Source organism: Pseudonocardia sp. ICBG1293 (assembly GCF_020131355.1).
In the GTDB taxonomy this organism is placed as follows: Bacteria; Actinomycetota; Actinomycetes; order Mycobacteriales; family Pseudonocardiaceae; genus Pseudonocardia.
Genome location: NZ_JAHLEL010000051.1, coordinates 358,140 through 378,051, shown reverse-complemented (window position 1 = coordinate 378,051; position 19,912 = coordinate 358,140). Strand labels below are relative to the sequence as shown.

The following is a 19,912-nucleotide window of genomic DNA, read 5'->3' as shown; positions in this document are numbered from 1 at the left end:
CGGGTCAGCGACAGGGGCGACAGGCCGCGCTCGTGATCCGCATGCAGTCGACGTGGATACGCGCCACGAGGCAGGTCACACCGGCGAACCTAGTGCGCTGCCCCGGCAGGGGCAACGGCTCACACAGGTGATCACTACGCTGCTCGCCGTGCTCGTGCTGCTGCCGCCCTCGGAGACCAAGCGCGACGGTGGGGACGGCCCGCCGCTCGACCTCGCAGCGCTGTCCCACGACGCGGACCTGGGCCCCGTCCGGGGACAGCTGTGCGACGAGCTCGTCGCGCTGGCGGCCGACCGGCCCGCCGCCCGCGCCGCGCTCGGTGTCTCCGAGCGACAGGACGCCGAGATCGAGCGCAACGCGGCGGTGCGCACGAACCCGACGCTGCCCGCGCTGGACCGCTACACCGGGGTCCTCTACGACGCCCTCGACGCCGCGTCGTTCACCCGGGCCACCCGGGACCGGGCCCGGTCCCGGCTCGCGGTCTGCTCGGCGCTGTTCGGGCTGCTCGCCGCCGACGACCCGATCCCGCCCTACCGCCTGTCGGCCGGCTCGAAGCTGCCCGGCTCGGGCACCCTCGCGGCGCGCTGGCGGCCCGCCCTGGACCCGCTGCTGGCCCGCATCGCCGCCGGCGAGCTCGTGGTGGACCTGCGCTCGGGCGGGTACGCCGCGCTCGGGGCGGTGCCCGGCGCGGTCACCGTGAACGTGCTCGCCGAGCGGCCGGACGGGTCGCGTGCGGTGGTCAGCCACCACAACAAGTCGCACAAGGGCGGTCTGGCGCGGCTGCTCGCGACCTCGCGGGCCGAGCCCGCCGACGCGGGTGCGGTGGCCCGGATCGCACGGCGGGCGGGACACGTCGTGGAGCGCGACGGCGAGCACCTGGACCTCGTCGTCCCCGCCTGAGGTCCGCGCGACGGAACGGACATCGGGCATGATCCGGGCATGGTCGAGCAGCTGAACCTGTGGGTCGACGCCCTGCACCCGGTCTGGCAGTTCCTGGCGGTGTTCGCCATCGGCGTGGTGCCGTTCCTGGAGTCCTACACCGGCACGCTGGTCGGGACGGTGGCCGGCATGCCGGTGCTGCTCGCCGCGGCCGGGGCGATCGCCGGCAACGTCCTGGCGCTGGTGGTCGCGGTGCGGCTGGGTGACCGGGCCCGGGACGGGCTGGGGCGGCGCGACCCGCGGCCCGCGTCGGAGCGGAGGCGGAAGGTGATCGCGCGGGTGGACCGCTACGGCGTCCCGGTCGCGTCGCTGATCGCCCCCACCCTGATGGCGATCTCGCTGACCGCGTTCGGCATGGTCGCGGCGGGTCTGGACCGGCGTCAGGTCGTGCTCTGGCAGGTCGTGGCCGTCGTCGTGTGGGCGGGACTGTTCGCCGCGCTCGGGCTCGGTGCGCTGAGCGCGTTCGGCTGACCCGGCGTCCGCGGCGGTGGCCCGCGGCGGAAAACCGGTGGCGGTCCGGGGCGGCGCCGGGCAGGGTCACCACCGGCCGGAGGGACCGGTGGCGCGGGAGACCGCGTGGCACGGACGGGGAGGTGCGTACCGATGGCCGTTCCGCACGCCCGGGCGCGCAGCGCGTGCCCGTCCGCACCGTCCCCGTCGCGCGGCACCCCCGGTCCCTGAGGACCGGCTCCGCGCGGCACCCTCGCCGCCTCCGGAGCCGCACGTGTACTCCTCCGACCGTCCCGAACCCGTCCGCCGTCGCCGCCACAGGGCCGACGACGACGCACCCCACCGCCGTCCCGGCCGCGCCGACGCCGATGTGTCCGCACTGGACGGCCGCGCCGGGCACGACCCCGACACCGCCGAGGTCCCCGGCGGTGGTGACCGCTGGTCCACCTGGCCCGGGCTGCCCGCCGGGTCCCGGGGCCCGCACCCACGTCCCGGCTGGCTCGTCACCGAGACCGGCGCCGTCGACCACGAACGCGGTGTGCTCAAGACCGGCAAGGAGGCCGACGTGCATCTCCTCGAACGCGGCCTGCCCGGCCGTGCCGGGGTCCTGCTCGCGGCCAAGCGCTACCGCGACCCCACCCACCGCATGTTCCACCGCGACGCCGGCTACCTCGAGGGGCGCCGCGTCCGGCGCTCCCGCGAGATGCGGGCGATGGCGCAGCGCACCGCGCTGGGCCGCGACCTGCTCGACGGGCAGTGGGCGGCAGCCGAGTTCGCCGCGCTCGCCCGGCTGTACGGGGCGGGTGCACCGGTGCCCTACCCGGTGTCGGTCGAGGGGACCGAGATCCTGCTCGAGTTCGTGGGTTCACCCGACGGCCGCGCCGCACCCCGGCTCGCCGCGCTGCGCCCGGACCCCGACGGGCTCGCCGCGCTCTGGTCGGACCTCGCGGACGCGCTCGGGGTGCTCGCCGACCTCGGGTGGGCGCACGGTGACCTGTCGGCCTACAACGTGCTCGTCCACGGTGGCCGGGCGGTGCTGATCGACCTGCCGCAGGTGGTCGACGTCGTCGGGAACCCGCAGGGGCCGGAGTTCCTGGACCGTGACGTGCGCCGCATCGGCGAGTGGTTCGTCGGCAGAGGGCTGGACCCGGCCGCCCCCGCCCACCTGCTCTCCGAGCTGCGCGAACGGTCCCGGCTCGGCTGAACCGGCCGGGCGCCCGCCGGTCCCGCCGCCACCCCGCCCCCGGGCGGGGCGTAGTGTCGATCGACGAGCGCCCGGCCGGTCTGCCGCCGGGCCGAGCCCTTCCATCACGGAGCGCGCACCGCGACGACGCACCGCCGCGCCCGGGCCCGTCGGCCGAGCACACCTCCCCCGAGGTCTCCGCAGGACGTGCCACGTTCTCGAGGAGACCTGTCGTGACCAGGCCACAGTTCCGCCCACCGTCGTCCGACGCCGGGACGTCCGACCGTCCCGCGCGCCGGCGCGCCACCCGCCCGTCCGGCCCGTCCTCGGACGGCGCACCGCGTGCCTCGGCCCGGCGCGACGACCGCCGTGGCGACACCCGCGGCGACGACCGCCGCGACCGCCCGGCCCGCGACGAGGACCGCCGCGACGCCCCGCGTCCGGCCCGGGGCGCCCGCACCGGTGGCCCCGCCCGCGGCGAACGGTCCGGTGGCCCCCGCGGCGACGGTGGTGGCAACCGCGCCGAGCGCCGCGAACACCTGCAGGACGGGAGCCGGGTCGACCGCGGTCCGGCCCGATCCGCGCAGCGCGGCGGGGACCGTCCGGCAGGCCGCCGCGGCCGCCGCGGCGGCGGCTCCGCGGCCCGTCCGGCCCCGGCCGCCGTCACCGCCCCGAAGGCGGAGCCGGAGCCGCAGTGGGTCGAGCCGGAGAGCGGCATGCCGTCGTTCGCCGAGCTGGGCCTGCCCGAGCGCCTGACCAAGGCCCTGGCCGAGCAGGGCTTCACCGCCCCGTTCCCGGTGCAGGCGGCCACGCTGCCCGACACCCTCGCCGGACGCGACCTGCTGGGGCGCGGCCAGACCGGGTCGGGCAAGACCCTCGCCTTCGGGCTCGCGCTGCTGGCCCGCCTGACCGGTGAGCGTTCCCGGCCCACCGCGCCGCGTGGTCTGGTCCTGGTCCCGACCCGGGAGCTCGCGACCCAGGTCGTCGAGGTCCTGAAGCCGCTGGCCAGGGCCGTCGACCTGCGGGTGACCGACGTCGTCGGCGGCATGTCGATGAACAAGCAGGTCGCCGAGCTGCGGCGCGGGGTCGATCTGCTGGTCGCCACGCCGGGCCGGCTGTCCGACCACCTCCAGCAGGGCACCTGCGACCTCTCCGAGGTGACCGTCACCGCGCTGGACGAGGCCGACCGCATGGCCGACATGGGGTTCCTGCCCCAGGTCCGCGCGATCCTCGACCGCACACCCGGCGACGGGCAGCGCCTGCTGTTCTCCGCGACCCTCGACGGCGACGTCGACACCCTGGTCCGGCGCCACCTCACCGACCCGGTGACCCGCTCGGTCGCCCCGCCGCCCGGCAGCGTCGCGACGATGGAGCACCACGTCCTCGTCGTCGACCGCGACGACCGGTCCCGCGTCGTCGCCGAGATCGCCGCCCGGGAGGGCCGCACGATCCTGTTCGTGCGCACCAAGCACGGCGCCGACCGGATGGTGCGCGTGCTGCGCCGCGAGGGCGTCGCCGCCGGGCCGCTGCACGGCGGCCGCTCGCAGAGCCAGCGCAACCGCGCGCTCGACGACTTCCGCTCCGGAGCGGTCCCGGTGCTGGTCGCGACCGACGTCGCGGCCCGCGGCATCCACATCGACGACGTCGGGCTCGTCGTGCACGTCGACCCGCCCGCCGACCCCAAGGCCTACCTGCACCGCGCCGGGCGCACCGCCCGCGCCGGGGAGGACGGCGTCGTGGTCACCCTGGCGATGCCCGAGCAGCGCTCCGAGGTGGATCTGCTGACCCGCCAGGCCGGGGTCTCCGCCGAGGTCTCGACGGTCCGCCCGGGCCACCCCGACCTGGTCCGCGTGACCGGGGCGCGGGAGCCGTCCGGCGAGCCGATCATCGTGGCCAAGCCCCCGAAGCAGGCGCCCCGCCGCCGTCCGGCCGCGGGTGGGGCCGCACGCTCCGACCGGCCGCGCCGCCGGCGCTGACCTCCCCGGGGTCGCGGCCGGCGCTCCGGTCGCGACCCGCGGGGGTCAGCCCCGCCGCGCCTGCCGGCGCAGCTGCAGGATCCGGCCCGTCCCGGGCACGGCGACCAGCAGGATCCCGGCGATCGCGGCGAACAGCAGCGCCACCCCGGTGGGCAGCGTCCCGGTCAGCCACAGGAAGTTGATCGCGACCGGTTCGGTGTTCTGCAGGATGAACACCAGCAGGAAGATCAGCACGACCGCCGAGAGGATCAGCGCGGCCCACAGCCCGCCGGTGCGGGTGTGCGGGATCGCACGCTTCTCGGTGGTGGCCTCGGAGTCCGGGCCGCCGTCGCCGACCGGCACCGCCACCGTCGGCTGCTCGGCGGTGGGGTCCGGTGTGTGCAGTGCCGGATGGGTCGCCGGGTCCGCCGTCGGGTCCTCCGGTCCGACCCGGCCCCAGGCCGGGGAGTCGCCGCCCCGTCGGTCCTCGCTCATCCGTTCCGCCTTCCTCTCCCGCCGCTGTCCGGTCGTGCGCCCGCTCCCGGGGGCACGCGGGAGTATCGCGCACCCGGCCCCCCGACGACGGCGACGCGCGGGACCGGCGCCGTCGCCCGGTCGTGCGTCACCGGCCGAGGACCTACGGTCGGACCGGCAGCGCCGCCGACCCCGCGAGGAGCGCACGTGGACCACGCCGAAGCCGTCCGGATCTTCTTCGCCGCCGCGCCGGAGGGCATCGAGGTGCCGGGCGCGGTGACCGGTGGCGCGCCGGCCCGCCGGCTGCGCGACGCACTCGAGCCGGTCGCGATGCACGACGTCTGGTCCACCCGGGTCGGCGACGCCGTCGGGGCCCGCGGCCTGGACTTCTTCACCGCCTACGTCGGCGGCCGCGGCGGCCCGTTCGGCGGCCGGGCACCCGGGGCGCTCGTGGCCGCCGCCTTCGCCGTGTTCGAGCCCGGCTTCGTCGGCTCGACCTGGGAGCAGGCGCTGCGCCTGATCGACGTCGAGGAGCTGCAGCAGCTGCGCGACGCCGAGACCGCCGCGAGCCTGCGCGCGGTCCTCGGCGACGAGACCGGTGCGGGCCGCGTCGCCGAGGTCGCCGCGATCCTGGAGCGCGCCGTCGACGCGGTGTCCGGTGCGGGCAGGCCGCTGTTCTCCGCACTGCGCGCCCGGCCCCGCCCGTCGGACCCGGCCGGGCGGCTGTGGCGGGCCGCCGACCTGGTGCGCGAGCACCGCGGCGACGGTCACGTGGCCGCGTCGGTCGCCGCTGGGCTGGACCCGGTGCGGATGGGCATCCTCGCCGAGCTGTGGGTCGGCTACCCGCTCGGCGAGTACTCCGGCACCCGCGCCTGGCCGCAGGAGATGGCCGACGCGGGCGCCCGCAGGCTCGCCGAGGAGGGCCTGACCACCTCCGCCGGGCCCGACGCCGCCCTCACCGACGACGGCCGCCGGTTCCGCGACCGGCTCGAGACCGCCACCGACGCCTCCCAGGACGACCTGGTCGCCGCGCTGGGCGACGACCTCGACGCCGTCGTCGCCGACCTGGACCGCTGGTCGCAGGCCTGCATCGACGCCGGGCAGTTCCCCACGGACGTGCGCAAGCGCGCGGCGGGCTGAGCCCGGCTCAGGGACGGCGCCGCTCCATCGGGACGTGCGGGATCCCGTCCTCGACGAACCGCTCCCCCGCCGGCACGAAGCCGTGCCGGGCGTAGAACGCCTCCTGGACCTCCTGGGCGTCCAGCACACAGGGGCGGTCGCCGACCTCGGCGAGCGCCGAGGTCATCAGCCGGTGCCCCAGGCCGCGCCCGCGCGCGTCGGCGCGGGTGCACACCCGGCCGATCCGCAGCACCCCGCCGGGGTCGGCCAGCAGGCGCAGGGTGGCCACCACCGTGCCGCCGTCGGCCAGCCAGTGGTGCCGGGTGCGCGGCTCGAGGTCACGCCCGTCGAGCTCCTGGTACGGGCACTCCTGCTCGACGACGAAGATCTCGGTGCGCAGCGCGAGCAGCGCGTACAGGGTGGCCGGGTCGAGGTCGGCGGCCCAGGCGCGGTGCAGGGTCAGGTTCGTCGCCGGGGCCGGTGTGGGAACGGTCATCTGCAGAGGGGTACCAGAGCGTCGCGAGGCCGCGGAAGCGGTTAGCCTCGCGACGTGGCCCACCATGATCTGGTCGTCATCGGCACCGGTTCCGGAAACACCTTCGTCGACGAGCGCTTCGCCGGCCTCGACGTGGCGTTCGTCGAGCACGGGGTGTTCGGCGGGACCTGCCTGAACGTCGGGTGCATCCCGACCAAGATGTACGTCTACGCCGCGGACGTCGCCGAGACCATCCGGCACGCGCACACCTACGGCGTCGACGGCACCGTCGACAAGGTCCGCTGGACCGACATCCGGGACCGGGTGTTCGGGCGGATCGACCCGATCTCCGACGGCGGGCGCTCCTACCGGGTCGACCGCAGCCCGAACGTCACCGTGTACTTCGGGCACGCCCGCTTCACCGGCGAGCGCGAGCTGGGTGTCGAGCGCACCGACGGCTCGGGCACCGACACCGTCAGCGCCGACCGGATCGTCATCGCGGCCGGATCGCGGCCGAGCATCCCGCCGCTGGTCGCGGACGCCGGCGTGGCGTTCGAGACCTCCGACACCGTGATGCGCATCGACGACGTCCCGCGCCGGCTCGCGATCCTCGGCGGCGGCTACATCGCCTCGGAGTTCGCGCACGTGTTCTCCGCGCTGGGCGCCGAGGTCACCGTGATCGCGCGCGGGCCCAAGCTCCTGCGCCACCTCGACGACACGCTCGCCGACCGGTTCACCGAGATCGCCGCCGCCCGCTGGGACTGCCGGCTGGGCCACCAGGTCACCGCGCTGTCCGGGGACGGCAGCGGCGGCCCCGGGGAGGTGCGGATCACCCTCGACGACGGGTCGACGGTCGTCGCCGACACCCTGCTCGTCGCCACCGGCCGGATGCCCAACGGCGACCGGATGGACCTGGACCGGGGCGGGGTGACGGTGCACGCCGACGGCCGCGTCGCCGTCGACGAGTACCAGCGCAGCGTCTCCGCCCAGGGCGTGTGGGCACTCGGCGACGTCAGCTCCCCGCACCAGCTCAAGCACGTGGCCAACCACGAGGCCAAGATCGTCGGGCACAACCTGGCCCACCCGGACGACCTGCGCGCCACCAACCACGACTTCGTCCCGGCCGCGGTGTTCACCGAGCCGCAGATCGCCTCGGTCGGGATGACCGAGACCGAGGCCCGCGACGCCGGGTTCGACATCGCGGTGAAGGTGCAGAACGTCGGCGACGTCGCCTACGGCTGGGCGATGGAGGACCGCACCGGGATCTGCAAGCTGGTCGCGGAGAAGGGCACCGGACGGCTGCTGGGCGCGCACCTGCTCGGGCCGCAGGCGTCGACGCTGGTCCAGCAGCTGATCCAGGCCATGGTGTTCGGCCAGACCGTCACCGAGATCGCGACCGGGCAGTACTGGATCCACCCGGCGCTGCCCGAGGTCGTCGAGAACGCCCTGCTCGGCCTGGAGATCTGAGGCTCAGCCGGCGGCGCGCTCGGCCGGGTCGAGCGGCTCGCCGGGCGCCTCCGGACGCGGCCGCGCCTCCGGGTCGTACGTCGTCGCCGGGCGGGTCTCCTCGCGCAGCTCCTCGAGCAGTCCGGTCACCGCGTCCATGATCTTCGCGGTGGCCGCGTCGAGGGTGGTCTTCGTGAGCGGCTTCCCGGCAAACTCCGAGAGGTCCACCGGCGGGCCGAGCGCGACCGTGACCCGCTTGCGCGGGAACGGCGTCGGCTTCCCGTCGGCGGGCAGGAAGTCCTGGGTGCCCCAGTTCGCCATCGGGATCACCGGGGCGCCGGAGCGCAGCGCGATCCGGGCGACGCCGTTCTTCGGCTTCATCGGCCAGTGCTCCGGGTCGCGGGTGTAGGTGCCCTCCGGGTAGATCGCGACGATCTCCCCGCGCTCCAGGGCGTCGATCGAGCCGGTGAACGACTCCGCCGCCCGCTTCGACGACCGGTACACCGGGATGTGCCCACCGTGCCCGAGCACCCACTTCACCACCGGTACCGACCACAGCTCGCCCTTGGCCAGGAACCGCGGGATCCGGCCGTGGGCGGTGCCGAAGGCGATGTCGAAGATCGGGTCGGAGAACGAGACGTGGTTGCCGACCAGCAACGCCCCGCCGGTGCGCGGCAGGTGCTCCGCGCCGCGCCAGCCCAGCCGGGTGCCGAAGACGACAAACGGCCAGATGACCGCGATCGCGAGACCGAACCAGAACCCCGACCCCCGGCGGCGGCGCCGCACCGTCGCCACGACCTTCTGCCACACCGTCAGCTCCGGTGGCACACCCATCGTCGTCGTCCTCTCCCCGCCCGTCCGTCCGTGGCGCCCGGTGCCGGGCGCACCCCCATCTTCGCCCCTGCCGCCCCCGGGTGTGTCCGTGGTCCTACCCACCCTGCCCGCGCACCTCGGGGGTGACACGCACCTCACCCGTCCGGGCTACCGTTGCGCGTCATCATGTCTCGACGAGCGAGATACCCGCGCCCCGATCTAGGGTCGATCCGTCCGCACCGGTCGCGGACCGTGTCCGGGCCGACCCGATGTGAGGACGGTCCCACCGACCGGCCGCCACCGGCCCGCCGGACGAACACGCGCCGAGACCGTTCCGGTGCCTCGTGCACCCCGTCCCCTGCGAGGCGCCCCGTGCCCGATCCGACTCCGTGGCTCGACGACGCCGGAGACCGCCATCCCGATCCGGCCGGCGTGGTGCTGGTCGCCCACGGGGGGAAGTCCCACTCCACGGCCCCTGCGCGACGCGGGCTGGCGCTGTTGCGGATGCTGCCGTTCGCCCACTCCCTGGAACGGGGCGGACGTGGCCACCGGACCGAGCTGGGCTCGGGCGTCGCGGTGCACCTGCTGCGCTACCGGGTACGGGGCTGGAACGGCCCGGCCATGGACGCCTTCCGCGACGCCGAGTGGGCCGTCGGCGAGCTCGCCCACCGCTACCCGGGGCGCCCGGTCGTGCTCGTCGGGCACTCGATGGGGGCCCGCGCGGTGCTGCGCGCGGCCGGCGCACCCGGTGTCGTCGCGGTGTGCGGTCTCGCACCCTGGCTGGAGGGCTCCGACCCCGTCGACCAGCTCGCCGGGCGCTCGGTGCTCATCGCGCACGGCGACCGGGAGCGGATGACCGACCCCGCCGCGTCCTACGCCTACGCCCTGCGCGCCCGCTCGGTGACCGACCGGGTCGCCCGCTTCGACGTGCACGGCGACGGCCACGCCATGCTCCGCCGCGCCGGCGACTGGACCTCCCTGGTGCGACGTTTCGCACTCGGCGAGCTCGGGGTCGAACCCCGCGACCCGCTCATCTCGAACGCCATGGCGGAACCCGCCCCGGACGGGCTGCGGGTCGCCCTCGAAGGAGTTGACAGGTGAGTGCACCGCAGGCACGTCCGACCGTCGCCGTCGTCGGCAGCGGGGTGTCCGGACTGACGGCCGCCTACCTGCTGTCCCGCAGCCACGACGTGACGCTCTACGAGGCCGACGCACGCCCCGGCGGGCACGCCCACACCCACGAGCTGGCCTCGTCGGACGGCGGGACCACCCACGTCGACTCCGGCTTCATCGTGCACAACGACCGCACCTACCCGAACCTGCTGCGCCTGTTCGGCGAGCTGGGGGTGTCCACCCAGGACTCGGACATGTCCATGTCGGTGCGCTGCGACGGCTGTGGGCTGGAGTACGCCGGCGCCCGCAAGCTGGGCGGGCTGTTCCCCCAGGCGTCGAACCTGGCCCGGCCCGCCTACCTGCGGATGCTCGGCGAGGTCGTGCGGTTCCACCGGCACGCGCGCCGGGTCCTCGCCTACGAGGATCGGGCGGCGGCGCCGGATCTCACCACGCTCGGCGCGTTCCTCGCGATCGGCGGCTACTCCCGCTACTTCGTGCAGCACTTCATGATCCCGGTCGTGTCCTGCGTGTGGTCCGCGGGCGCGGCGCTCTCGCTGGACTACCCGGCGCGCTACCTGTTCACCTTCCTCGACCACCACGGCATGCTCGGGATCGGGGGCTCGCCGCAGTGGCGCACCGTCACCGGCGGGTCGCGGTCCTACGTGGAGCGCGTGGTCAAGCAGCTGCCCGCGGTGCGCACCGCGACACCGGTGCGCTCGGTGCTGCGCACGGCCGCGGGGGTCGAGGTCCGCGACGACGCCGACACCGTCGCCGCGTTCGACCGCGTCGTGCTCGCCACGCATCCCGACCAGGCGCTGGCGGTCCTCGGCGACGGCGCCACCGCCGACGAGCGCGCCGTGCTGGGGCCCTTCACCTACTCGCGCAACGAGACCTGGCTGCACCACGACACGTCCCTGCTGCCGCGCCGACGTGGTGCCCGCGCCTCCTGGAACTACCTCAAGCCCGCCTGCGCGGACGGCACGGGCGGGACCGACGGCACCGCGGCACCGGTGCTGGTCAGCTACGACATGAACCGGCTGATGCGGCTCACCGACCCCGACGACTGGGTGGTCACCCTGAACGGCACCGGGCGGATCGACCCCGACGCCGTCGTCGCGCGGATGACCTACGAGCACCCGGTGTACACGCCCGGGTCGGTCGCCGCGCAGCGTCGCCTGCCGGAGCTGAACACCCCGGTCACCGCCTACGCCGGCGCCTACCACAGCTGGGGCTTCCACGAGGACGGCTGTGCCTCGGGCGTCCGCGCGGCCCGCGCGCTCGGGGTCGGCTGGTGAGCACCCCGGCGCTCTACGACGCCGAGGTCCGGCACGCCCGCCGGCGCGACCTCGAGACGACGTTCTCGCACCCGATCTACTACTGGCTCGTCGACCTCGACGCGCTGCCGCGGCGGCCGTTCTGGCTGCGCCCGTTCGCCCGCTTCGAGTCGCGCGACCACCTCGGCGACCCGGACCGCGGCATCCGGGAGAACGTCGACGCGTACCTGTCCGCGCACGGGGTCGACCTGGCCGGAGGCCGGGTGCTGATGCTCGCCCACGCCCGGGTGCTCGGCTACGTGTTCAACCCGATCTCGGTGTTCTGGTGCCACCGCGCCGACGGCACGCTCGCCTGCGTGATCGCGGAGGTGCACAACACCTACGGCGAACGGCACTGCTACCTGCTCCGCCCCGACTCCTCGGGCCGGGCGAGCGTCGAGAAGGAATTCTACGTCTCGCCGTTCCTCACCGTCGACGGCCACTACACGATGCGCCTGCCCGAGCCCGGTGACCGGCTCGGCATCGCGATCACCCTGCACCAGGACGGGGCGCCCGCGTTCGTCGCGACCCTCGCCGGGGTGCGCAGACCGGCGACCACCCGCCAGGTCGCACGCACGGTGCTGCGCAGGCCGCTGGTCACCCAGCGGACCGCGGCGCTGATCCGGCGGCACGGCATCGCCCTGTGGACGAAGCTGCCGGTCGTGCCGAAACCGGCCCGTCCACCACAGAACCGCGCGGGCCTGCCCGACGAACACTCCACACAGGATCAGCACCAGGAAGGGCTCACGCGATGACGATGCAGCACGACGGGATCGCCGTGCCGGTGACCGGCGGGACCCGCGGCTCCCGGCCCCGTACCCACGCCGTCCCCCGTCCCAACGAGGGTGTCTGGCCCGGGCTGGCGACGCCGCCCGTCGCGCCGGCCAAGGCCCGGATCGCGGAGTCCCTGTTCCGCAACGCCGTCCGGTCGCTGCCGGTCCGTGTGGTGTTCCCCGGCGGGGAGCGCATCGGGTCCGGCGGCCCGTCCTCACCGGTGATGCGGATCGAGCGGCCGGCGGCGTTCTTCCACCGCCTCGGCGCCGACTCCAAGATCGGTTTCGGCGAGTCCTACATGGTGGGCGACTGGACGACCACCGACCTGCCCGGTCTGCTGACGCCGTTCGCGTCCCGGTTGTCGACCCTGATCCCGCCGGCGCTGCAGCGGCTGGGCCGTCGGTTCGCCGAGGCCCGCCAGCCCACCGCCGAGGTCAACTCGGTCGAGGGGTCGCGGGAGAACATCCACCGGCACTACGACCTGTCCAACGACCTGTTCTCGCTGTTCCTCGACGACACCATGTCGTACTCGGCGGGCTGGTTCGCCGACGGCTCCGACGACCTCGTCCTCGCCCAGGAACGCAAGATCGACGGCATCCTGGACATAGCGGGCGTCGAGGCCGGGATGCACGTGCTGGAGATCGGCACCGGCTGGGGCGGGCTCGCGACGCGGGCCGCCCAGCGTGGCGCCCGGGTCACCACGCTGACGATCTCGCAGGAGCAGAAGACGCTCGCCGAGGCACGGCTCGCCGAGGCGGGCGTGGCCGACCGGGTGCAGGTCCTGCTGCGCGACTACCGCGAGGCGCAGGGGTCCTACGACGCCGTCGTGTCGGTCGAGATGATCGAGGCCGTCGGCGTCGCGTACTGGCCGACCTACTTCGCCGCGCTGGACCGGCTGCTCAAGCCGGGCGGCCGGGTCGGCCTGCAGTCCATCACCATGCCGCACGACCGGATGATGGTGGCCCGCAACGACTACACCTGGATCCACAAGTACGTCTTCCCCGGCGGGATCATCCCGTCGGTGGAGGCCATCGAGCAGAACCTCGCCGACCACACCGGCGGGCTGCACGTCGCCGATCGGCGCAGCCTCGGCTTCGACTACGCCCGCACCCTGGGCCACTGGCGCACCCGGTTCCTCGACCGCTGGGACGAGGTCGAGGCGCTCGGCTTCGACGAGACGTTCCGACGGATGTGGGAGTTCTACCTCGGCTACTGCGAGGCCGGGTTCCGCGTCGGGTACCTCGACGTCTTCCAGTTCTCGCTGCAGCGCCGCCCGTCGTTCTGAGAGAGGCTCCCATGACCACCACCCCCGCGGAGCGCCTCACCGCGCTCCTGGAGGACGTCCTCGGTGCCCCGCTCCCGGTGCGGCTGCGCGCCTGGGACGGCAGCGAGGCCGGCCTGTCCGGTACCCCGGACGACCCGACCCCGCCGACGGTGATCGTCCACCGGCGGCGGGCGCTGCGCAGGCTGCTCTGGGCGCCGGGCGAGCTGGGCCTGGCCCGGGCGTTCGTCTCCGGCGATCTGTCCTTCGACGGCGACATCGCCGACGGCCTGTCCCGGTTCTGGGCGCTCGCCCGGCCGGGCACCGGTGCCGTGCGGCTCGACCTGCGCCAGAAGCTGGGGGCACTGGGCACCGCGGCCCGGCTCGGCGCCGTCGGCACCCCGCCCCGGCCGCCGGCGTCGGAGGCGCGCCTGGGCGGGCGGCGGCACAGCCGTCGCCGCGACCGCGACGCCATCAGCCACCACTACGACCTGTCCAACGAGTTCTACGCCTTCCTGCTCGACCCGCAGATGGCGTACTCGTGCGGCTACTGGACCCGCGACGCGGGGCCCGACTACGGACTGGTCGACGCCCAGCGCGACAAGCTGGACCTGATCTGCCGCAAGCTCGGCCTGGCGCCGGGGATGCGGCTGCTCGACGTCGGCTGCGGGTGGGCCTCGCTGCTGGTGCACGCCGCCGAGCACTACGGGGTGCACGCCACCGGCGTGACCCTGTCCGCGCAGCAGCGTGACTACGGCGTCGAGCGGGTCCGCCGGGCGGGGCTGTCCGAGCGGGTGGAGATCCGGCTGCAGGACTACCGCGAGATCGACGACCAGCCGTTCGACGCCGTCTCGTCCATCGAGATGGGCGAGCACGTGGGGCAGGAGAACTACGGCGTCTACGCCGCACAGCTGCACCGGATGCTGCGCCCGCACGGCCGTCTGCTGCTGCAGCAGATGTCGCGCGGCTCGGTCGGGTCGAACACCGCACCCGGCGGCGGCGCGTTCATGGAGGCCTACGTCGCACCGGACATGTACATGCGCCCGCTCGGCGAGACCCTCGGGTTCCTGGAGCAGGCCGGGCACGAGGTCGTGGACGTGCACTCGCTGCGCGAGCACTACGTGTGGACGGTCCGGCCCTGGCTGGAGACGCTGCAGACCCACCGCGACACCGCGGTCCGCATGATCGGCGAGGAGCAGTGGCGGATCTGGCTGCTGTACCTGGCGGGTGCGGCGCTCGCGTTCGAGGAGAACCGGATGGGTGTGCACCAGATCCTCACCGTGCGCCCCGGTGCCGACGGCGCCTCCGGCCTCCCGCGCAGCCGTACCGGGATCCTGGGTATCGACCCGGCCGTCGGCACGGCTCCGGCGGGCGCGCAGGCCCCCGCCGCGACAGCATGATCGCGTGAACCCGTACCCCTGGGCGGCGTGGGCCGTCAACCTCGGCGTCACCGCCGTCGCCGTCGCCGTCCTCATGGCCCTGGCCTTCGCGATCGGGGTGCGGCGCGGCCGGCACGACGGCGTCGACGTCGTCTGGGGGCTCGGGTTCGTGTGGGTCGCACTCGTCACCGCGGTGACCGCGACGGTGCTCGACCCGGCGGGCGACAGCTGGCGGCGGGCCCTGGTGGTCGTGCTCGTCGCGGTGTGGGGCGGACGGCTGGCCCGCCACATCGCCCGGCGCAACCACGGGAAGCCCGAGGACCGGCGCTACGTCGACCTGCGCGAGCGCGGCTCCATCGGCCGCCGCGTCTACCTCACCCAGGGCGCGGTGATGTGGGTCGTCTCGCTGCCCGTGCAGGTGGCCCAGTACGGCACCGCGGCGGCGGGATGGCTGGTCGCCGTCACCGTGCTCGGTGTGCTCGTCTGGGCGGTCGGGTTCGTCTTCGAGTCCGTCGGGGACGCCCAGCTGGCCCGGTTCACCGCCGACCCCGCGAACCGCGGCGAGGTGATGGACCGGGGCCTGTGGCGGTTCACCCGGCACCCCAACTACTTCGGCGATGCCTGCGTCTGGTGGGGGCTGGGCATCCTCGCGCTGCACCACCCGGCCGGGCTGATCGGCCTGGTCGGGGTCGCCGTGATCACGGTGAACCTGGTGAAGGGCACCGGTGCGGCGCTGCTGGAACGCGACATCTCCGACCGGCGTCCCGGCTACGCCGACTACGTCCGCCGCACCAGCGGGTTCCTCCCGCTGCCCCCGAGGTCACCGCAGCCGCGGTGAGCCGGTCGGCGATGATCGAACCGCACGAGCGTCCGGGGCGAACACCCGGCCGAGACCGTTACCCGCACCGAGGAGACATCATGGCCGTCGGCGACACCGCCACCGACTTCGAGCTGTCCGACGAGGCAGGCGCGCCACGCCGGCTGTCCGACCTGCTGGCCGCCGGGCCGGTCGTCCTGTTCTTCTACCCGGCCGCGATGACCGGTGGCTGCACCGCCGAGGCCTGCCACTTCCGCGATCTGGCCGGGGAGTTCGCCGAGGTCGGCGCCCAGCCGGTCGGGATCTCCTCGGACCGGCCGGACAAGCAGAACATGTTCGCCACCACGAACGGTTTCGGCTTCCCGCTGCTGTCGGACGCCGACCACACCGTCGCGAAGTCCTTCGGCGCCTACCGGGCCTGGCTGCCGGGCAACTTCCACACCCGGCGCAAGACCTTCGTCATCGGCCCGGACCGCCGGATCCTCGCCGAGATCGGGTCCGAGACCGACATGAACAAGCACGCCGACGAGGCCCTGGCCCTGCTCCGCGAGCGCACCGCGGCCTGACCGGCCACGGTCCGGCTCCGGCACGGCGGTCCCGGTCGTCCGTGCCGGGGCCCGGATCTCAGGGCAGGGTCAGGATCTCCGCGCCGTCGTCGGTCACGACGACGGTGTGCTCGAACTGCGCGACCCACGACTTGTCCTTGGTGACGACGGTCCAGTCGTCGTCCCAGGTGTCGTAGTCGATCCCGCCGAGGGTGATCATCGGCTCGATGGTGAAGGTCATCCCCGGCTCGAGGACGGTGTGCACGTCGGGCTGGTCGTAGTGCAGGACGACCAGGCCCGAGTGGAACTCGTGGGCGATGCCGTGGCCGGTGAAGTCGCGGACCACGCCGTAGCCGAACCGCTTGGCGTAGGACTCGATGACCCGGCCGACGACGTTCAGCTCGCGCCCGGGGCGGACGGCCTTGATGGAGCGCATCGTGGCCTCGCGGGTGCGCTCGACGAGCAACCGGGCCTCCTCCGACACCTCGCCGGCGAGGAAGGTGGCGTTGGTGTCGCCGTGCACCCCGCCGACGAAGGCGGTGACGTCGACGTTGAGCACGTCGCCGTCGTCGATCACAGTGGTGTCCGGGATCCCGTGGCAGATGACCTCGTTGAGGCTGGTGCAGCAGGACTTGGGGAAGCCGCGGTAGCCCAGCGTCGAGGGGTAGGCGTCGTGGTCGACCAGGAACTCGTGGACCACGCGGTCGATCTCGTCGGTGGTGATGCCCGGGCGGACGGTCTCCCCGGCGAGCGCCAGTGCCTGCGCGGCGACCTTCCCCGCGTGGCGCATCAGCTCGATGGTCTCGGGCGTCTGGATGTCGCCGCGGCGGCTGCGTGCCGGGGCCGGCTTGCCGACGTACTCCGGACGCGGGATGTGCGACGGCACCTCGCGGCTTGGGGTCGGCGTACCGGGGACGAGCAGCGTGCGGGTCGACATGGCCCCCATCGTACGTCCGGCGCCCTCAGCGGGTCGGGGTGCGCGGGGCCCGCATCCGCGCGACGGCGGCCGAGATCCCGCGCCAGCCCAGCAGCAGCACCGCGAGCGAGATCGCCGTGACGACGGCGAACGACAGCGGCAGCCGTCCCAGGAACCCGAGCCGCAGCAGGCACCCGACGACCACCGCCCCGACGAGCACGACCGCCCCGGCCCGCAGCGACGCCGGCGCCGACCGCACCCACGGCGTCGCCCAGGCCGCCGCGGCACCCAGCGCGAACGGCAGCGCGGTGCCGAGCAGACCCGCCACGCTGCCGGCCTCGGCGTGGCTGAGCCTTCCGACGGCGGCGAACACCACGACCGCGACGAGGTCGGCCGCGAACGCCAGGGCGGGGATCCGGCTGGGGTGCACGACGACCAGGGTAGGACCCCCGGCGCGCTCCCGTCCGACCGCCACCGGGCGGTGCCCCCCGGCGCCCGGCGTCCGACCGGCACCCGGAGCACGGTCCGGGCGGCGCCGGTGTCCGGTCCGTGGCCGGTCGGTGGCCCGTCCGGGGTCACGGCGGCCGTGGCGGGCGCTCAGCGCGGGACGTCCGCCAGGAAGCGTGCCGTCATCTGCACCGCGGGCCCCGAGGAGCCGCCGTCGACGATGAGCGTGGCGAAGGCCAGGTCACCGCGGTAGCCGGTGAACCAGCCGTGCGAGCGGTTGCCGCCGTCGGGTCCGGCGTACTCGGCGGTGCCGGTCTTGCCGTACACCTCGCCCTGCCCGGCCGCGGCCCGCGCCGTCCCGGACGTGACGACGGCGCGCATCATCGGCCGCAGCTGGTCGAGCACCGCGCGGTCCGGGGTGCCCGGCGCGACCACCGCCTCGGTCGTCGTCCCCCGGATCAGCGACGGCGTGACGGGCGCGCCGTGCGCGACCGTCGCCGACACCAGCGCCATCCCGAACGGCGAGGCGAGGACGTCGCCCTGCCCGAAGCCGTCGCTGGCCCGCTGCAGGTCGTCGGCGGCGGGCGAGACGGTACCGGTGATCGTCGTCATCCCGGGGATCCTCCAGTCCGCACCGAAGCCGAGCGCCTTCCCCGCCTCCGGGAGACCGCCCGCGGGCAGCCCCAGGGCGAGCCGGGAGAAGGTGGTGTTGCAGGACTGCGCGAACGCCTCGGTCAGCGGCACGGTGCCGAGGACGAACGAGTCCTCGTTGGGGATGGTGCGGCCGTCGATGACGGTGGTGCCGGGGCAGTCGACCGGCGACTGCGGGGTGAGGTTCTCCGCCGGCATCGCCCCGTACGCGGTGACGATCTTGAAGGTGGAGCCGGGCGGGTAGCGGCCGGTCAGGGCCAGCGCGCCGTCGCGGTCGGCGGCGGAGTTCTGTGCGACGGCGAGCACCGCCCCGGTCGAGGGCCGCACGGCCACGATCATGGCCTGCCGGGTGTCGGCGTCGACGGCGGCCTGCGCCGCGTCCTGGACCGTGCGGTCCAGCTCCAGGGTGACCGGCCTGCCCGGCCCGGCGGGCTGCCCGGCCACCGAGCGGACGGTCTCCCCGCGGGCCCCGACGACGTCGACCGTCCAGCCGGGTGTCCCACCGGCGGCCCGCTCGATGTCCGCCCGGGCACCCTGCATCAGCTGCCCCGCGAACCCCTGGTCGGGCGGCAGCAGCCGGGTCGCGGAGACGAACCGGACGCCGGGCAGGTCGTAGATCCGGTCGCGGACCCGCTGGTAGTCGGGCTCGCGCAGGACGACGACGGTGTAGGCCTGCCCGGCCGGCACCGCGTTCGCGCCCGCGGTGATGCTCGACGCCGTGATCGCGGGGTCGATGGTGCCCAGCGCGGAGCCGAGACCGCCCGCGGCCTGCCCGACCTGCGCCGTGTCGAGGGTCACCGTGACGACCGGGGTGGGCGCGAGCAGCGTGGCCCCGCCGGCGTCGAGGACGGGCGCGGGTGCGGCGGTCACGGTGCGGGTGACCGGCCGCTGCCCGTCGGAGAGCCCCGGTGCGAACGCGGCGGGCGAGAAGTCCACCGCCCATCCGGTGTCGTTGCCCGGGGTGTCGTCGGCCGCGACGAGCGGCAGCTCGAGGGGGTAGTTCCAGGTGCGGCCCTGTCCGAGGTCCCAGGCCACCTCGACCGTCGACACGGCCCGGTCGCCGTCGGTGCGCGTGCCGGTGACCCGTGCGGTCATGGCGGCCGGCGCGAGGTCGTCGCGGGCCCGCTGCAGGTAGTCACCCGCCGTCGCGGGGTCGGTGGCGTACACGGCGGCGCCCGGCGCGTCCCCGGCGGCCCAGGCGGTGACGTACCGCTCGGCGGTGGTCCCGGCACCTCCCCAGGGACGCAGCAGCGCCGCCGCGACACCCGCCGCGACGAGCACGACGACGGCCGCGGCCAGAACCAGCGGGCGCTTCCGCAGGGAGGCGATCACGATCGACGAGTATGCCGCCCCCGGTGTGTGGCCCGGGTGTCCGGGCGCCGGTCACTCCTCCGCGGACGCCACGGTCTCCCGCACGGTGCGCAGCATCGCGGTCAGCTCGGCGGCCCGGCCGGCGTCGAGGCCGATCGCCCCCGGTGCGGTGAACTCGCGCACCAGCGGCCAGGCCCGCTCCAGTGCGGCGCGGCCCTCGTCGGTGAGTTCCAGGCCGGCGCGGCGTCCGCGGCCCCCGGGTCCGTCGCGGCGGACGAGACCGCGTGCGACGAGGTCGGTGACCAGCTCCCCGACGCTCTGCGGGCGCAGCAGCACGACCCGGGCGAGCTCGGCCTGCGACGGCGGCGGTCCGCCGGCCCGGTCGCGGTCGGCGAGCTCGGCGAGCACCCCGAAGCCGGTCGCGGTCAGACCCGCACGGGCGAACACCCGGTGGAAGCCCCGGGCGACGACGTGGGCCGTCCGGACGAGCTCCCAGAGCGGGACGTCCTCGTCGTGCACAGACCGACGCTATC

At 75.0% G+C, this 19,912-nt stretch carries 20 protein-coding genes; 13 read left to right on the top strand and 7 right to left on the bottom strand.

All coding sequences use genetic code 11. The annotated features are described in order from the left end of the window. Positions 1–148 precede the first annotated feature (148 nt). The 4 genes from yaaA (at position 149) to KPF47_RS27765 (ending at position 4,546) form a co-directional block, all read left to right on the top strand. Positions 149–898, top strand: coding sequence for a peroxide stress protein YaaA (yaaA, locus tag KPF47_RS27780; protein WP_224391956.1), 750 nt, complete (start codon positions 149–151; stop codon positions 896–898). A 39-nt stretch (positions 899–937) separates the two neighbouring features. After that, entirely contained in the window at positions 938–1,408 is a 471-nt protein-coding gene (locus KPF47_RS27775) for a hypothetical protein (protein ID WP_224391770.1), read from the top strand. A gap of 253 nt (positions 1,409–1,661) precedes the next feature. Beyond that, the gene (locus KPF47_RS27770; RefSeq protein ID WP_224391769.1) at positions 1,662–2,591 is read left to right on the top strand and encodes an RIO1 family regulatory kinase/ATPase; all 930 of its coding nucleotides are present in this window, start codon (positions 1,662–1,664) and stop codon (positions 2,589–2,591) included. Positions 2,592–2,803: 212 nt separating this feature from the next. Beyond that, positions 2,804–4,546: a DEAD/DEAH box helicase gene (locus KPF47_RS27765; protein WP_374108904.1), complete on the top strand. Its 1,743-nt coding sequence runs from the start codon at positions 2,804–2,806 to the stop codon at positions 4,544–4,546. A gap of 45 nt (positions 4,547–4,591) precedes the next feature. Here the strand turns inward: KPF47_RS27765 and KPF47_RS27760 are convergent, their stop codons facing one another. After that, complete coding sequence (locus KPF47_RS27760) at positions 4,592–5,020, bottom strand: lipopolysaccharide assembly LapA domain-containing protein (RefSeq protein WP_224391768.1); 429 nt, start codon at positions 5,018–5,020, stop codon at positions 4,592–4,594. A 186-nt stretch (positions 5,021–5,206) separates the two neighbouring features. On the opposite strand from KPF47_RS27760, the gene KPF47_RS27755 reads away from it, so the two are divergent. After that, positions 5,207–6,139, top strand: coding sequence for a hypothetical protein (locus KPF47_RS27755; protein ID WP_224391767.1), 933 nt, complete (start codon positions 5,207–5,209; stop codon positions 6,137–6,139). A gap of 7 nt (positions 6,140–6,146) precedes the next feature. On the opposite strand, the gene KPF47_RS27750 is transcribed toward KPF47_RS27755, so the two are convergent. Beyond that, complete coding sequence (locus tag KPF47_RS27750; RefSeq protein WP_224391766.1) at positions 6,147–6,614, bottom strand: GNAT family N-acetyltransferase; 468 nt, start codon at positions 6,612–6,614, stop codon at positions 6,147–6,149. A gap of 54 nt (positions 6,615–6,668) precedes the next feature. Here KPF47_RS27750 and KPF47_RS27745 point away from each other — a divergent pair, with 54 nt between their 5' ends. Next, complete coding sequence (locus KPF47_RS27745) at positions 6,669–8,060, top strand: mycothione reductase (protein ID WP_224391765.1); 1,392 nt, start codon at positions 6,669–6,671, stop codon at positions 8,058–8,060. Positions 8,061–8,063: 3 nt separating this feature from the next. Here KPF47_RS27745 and KPF47_RS27740 read toward each other — a convergent pair whose 3' ends face one another. Continuing rightward, a complete protein-coding gene (locus tag KPF47_RS27740; RefSeq protein ID WP_224391764.1) occupies positions 8,064–8,873 on the bottom strand; it encodes a 1-acyl-sn-glycerol-3-phosphate acyltransferase in 810 nt (269 codons plus the stop codon). A 351-nt stretch (positions 8,874–9,224) separates the two neighbouring features. Here KPF47_RS27740 and KPF47_RS27735 point away from each other — a divergent pair, with 351 nt between their 5' ends. The 7 genes from KPF47_RS27735 to KPF47_RS27705 all read left to right on the top strand — a co-directional run bounded on the left by KPF47_RS27735 (position 9,225) and on the right by KPF47_RS27705 (position 16,075). Further along, a complete protein-coding gene (locus tag KPF47_RS27735) occupies positions 9,225–9,953 on the top strand; it encodes an alpha/beta hydrolase (RefSeq protein ID WP_224391763.1) in 729 nt (242 codons plus the stop codon). Further along, positions 9,950–11,260: an FAD-dependent oxidoreductase gene (locus KPF47_RS27730; protein WP_224391762.1), complete on the top strand. Its 1,311-nt coding sequence runs from the start codon at positions 9,950–9,952 to the stop codon at positions 11,258–11,260. Before KPF47_RS27735 ends, KPF47_RS27730 begins: the two co-directional genes overlap by 4 nt. After that, positions 11,257–12,033 (top strand): DUF1365 domain-containing protein, encoded by a 777-nt coding sequence (locus KPF47_RS27725; protein ID WP_224391761.1) that lies wholly within the window; start codon positions 11,257–11,259, stop codon positions 12,031–12,033. Before KPF47_RS27730 ends, KPF47_RS27725 begins: the two co-directional genes overlap by 4 nt. After that, positions 12,030–13,337 carry a cyclopropane-fatty-acyl-phospholipid synthase family protein gene (locus KPF47_RS27720; RefSeq protein ID WP_224391760.1) on the top strand — a complete coding sequence of 436 codons (1,308 nt, stop codon included), beginning with the start codon at positions 12,030–12,032 and terminating at the stop codon, positions 13,335–13,337. Before KPF47_RS27725 ends, KPF47_RS27720 begins: the two co-directional genes overlap by 4 nt. An 11-nt stretch (positions 13,338–13,348) precedes the next feature. Continuing rightward, the gene (locus KPF47_RS27715) at positions 13,349–14,713 is read left to right on the top strand and encodes a cyclopropane-fatty-acyl-phospholipid synthase family protein (RefSeq protein WP_224391759.1); all 1,365 of its coding nucleotides are present in this window, start codon (positions 13,349–13,351) and stop codon (positions 14,711–14,713) included. 4 nt (positions 14,714–14,717) lie between these two features. Further along, on the top strand, positions 14,718–15,530 hold the full coding sequence (locus KPF47_RS27710; RefSeq protein WP_224391758.1) for a DUF1295 domain-containing protein: 813 nt from the start codon (positions 14,718–14,720) through the stop codon (positions 15,528–15,530). Between the two features lie 80 nt (positions 15,531–15,610). Further along, on the top strand, positions 15,611–16,075 hold the full coding sequence (locus KPF47_RS27705; protein WP_224391757.1) for a peroxiredoxin: 465 nt from the start codon (positions 15,611–15,613) through the stop codon (positions 16,073–16,075). Positions 16,076–16,133: 58 nt separating this feature from the next. Here KPF47_RS27705 and map read toward each other — a convergent pair whose 3' ends face one another. From map to KPF47_RS27685, 4 genes are all read right to left on the bottom strand, one after another. After that, positions 16,134–16,991 carry a type I methionyl aminopeptidase gene (map, locus tag KPF47_RS27700; RefSeq protein WP_224391756.1) on the bottom strand — a complete coding sequence of 286 codons (858 nt, stop codon included), beginning with the start codon at positions 16,989–16,991 and terminating at the stop codon, positions 16,134–16,136. A gap of 25 nt (positions 16,992–17,016) precedes the next feature. Further along, positions 17,017–17,400: a DUF3054 domain-containing protein gene (locus KPF47_RS27695; RefSeq protein WP_224391755.1), complete on the bottom strand. Its 384-nt coding sequence runs from the start codon at positions 17,398–17,400 to the stop codon at positions 17,017–17,019. Between the two features lie 167 nt (positions 17,401–17,567). Next, the gene (locus KPF47_RS40480; RefSeq protein ID WP_224391754.1) at positions 17,568–19,400 is read right to left on the bottom strand and encodes a penicillin-binding transpeptidase domain-containing protein; all 1,833 of its coding nucleotides are present in this window, start codon (positions 19,398–19,400) and stop codon (positions 17,568–17,570) included. A 51-nt stretch (positions 19,401–19,451) separates the two neighbouring features. Further along, positions 19,452–19,898 carry a MarR family winged helix-turn-helix transcriptional regulator gene (locus tag KPF47_RS27685; protein ID WP_224391753.1) on the bottom strand — a complete coding sequence of 149 codons (447 nt, stop codon included), beginning with the start codon at positions 19,896–19,898 and terminating at the stop codon, positions 19,452–19,454. Positions 19,899–19,912: the final 14 nt, after the last annotated feature.

Excerpts from the sequence above, each read along its gene's own strand:
- KPF47_RS27750 (WP_224391766.1), bottom strand. The coding sequence starts at position 6,614 with ATGACCGTTCCCACACCGGCCCCGGCGACGAACCTGACCCTGCACCGC.
- map (WP_224391756.1), bottom strand. The coding sequence starts at position 16,991 with ATGTCGACCCGCACGCTGCTCGTCCCCGGTACGCCGACCCCAAGCCGC.
- KPF47_RS27720 (WP_224391760.1), top strand. The coding sequence starts at position 12,030 with ATGACGATGCAGCACGACGGGATCGCCGTGCCGGTGACCGGCGGGACC.
- KPF47_RS27715 (WP_224391759.1), top strand. The coding sequence starts at position 13,349 with ATGACCACCACCCCCGCGGAGCGCCTCACCGCGCTCCTGGAGGACGTC.
- KPF47_RS27775 (WP_224391770.1), top strand. The coding sequence starts at position 938 with ATGGTCGAGCAGCTGAACCTGTGGGTCGACGCCCTGCACCCGGTCTGG.
- KPF47_RS27705 (WP_224391757.1), top strand. The coding sequence starts at position 15,611 with ATGGCCGTCGGCGACACCGCCACCGACTTCGAGCTGTCCGACGAGGCA.
- KPF47_RS27760 (WP_224391768.1), bottom strand. The coding sequence starts at position 5,020 with ATGAGCGAGGACCGACGGGGCGGCGACTCCCCGGCCTGGGGCCGGGTC.
- KPF47_RS27740 (WP_224391764.1), bottom strand. The coding sequence starts at position 8,873 with ATGGGTGTGCCACCGGAGCTGACGGTGTGGCAGAAGGTCGTGGCGACG.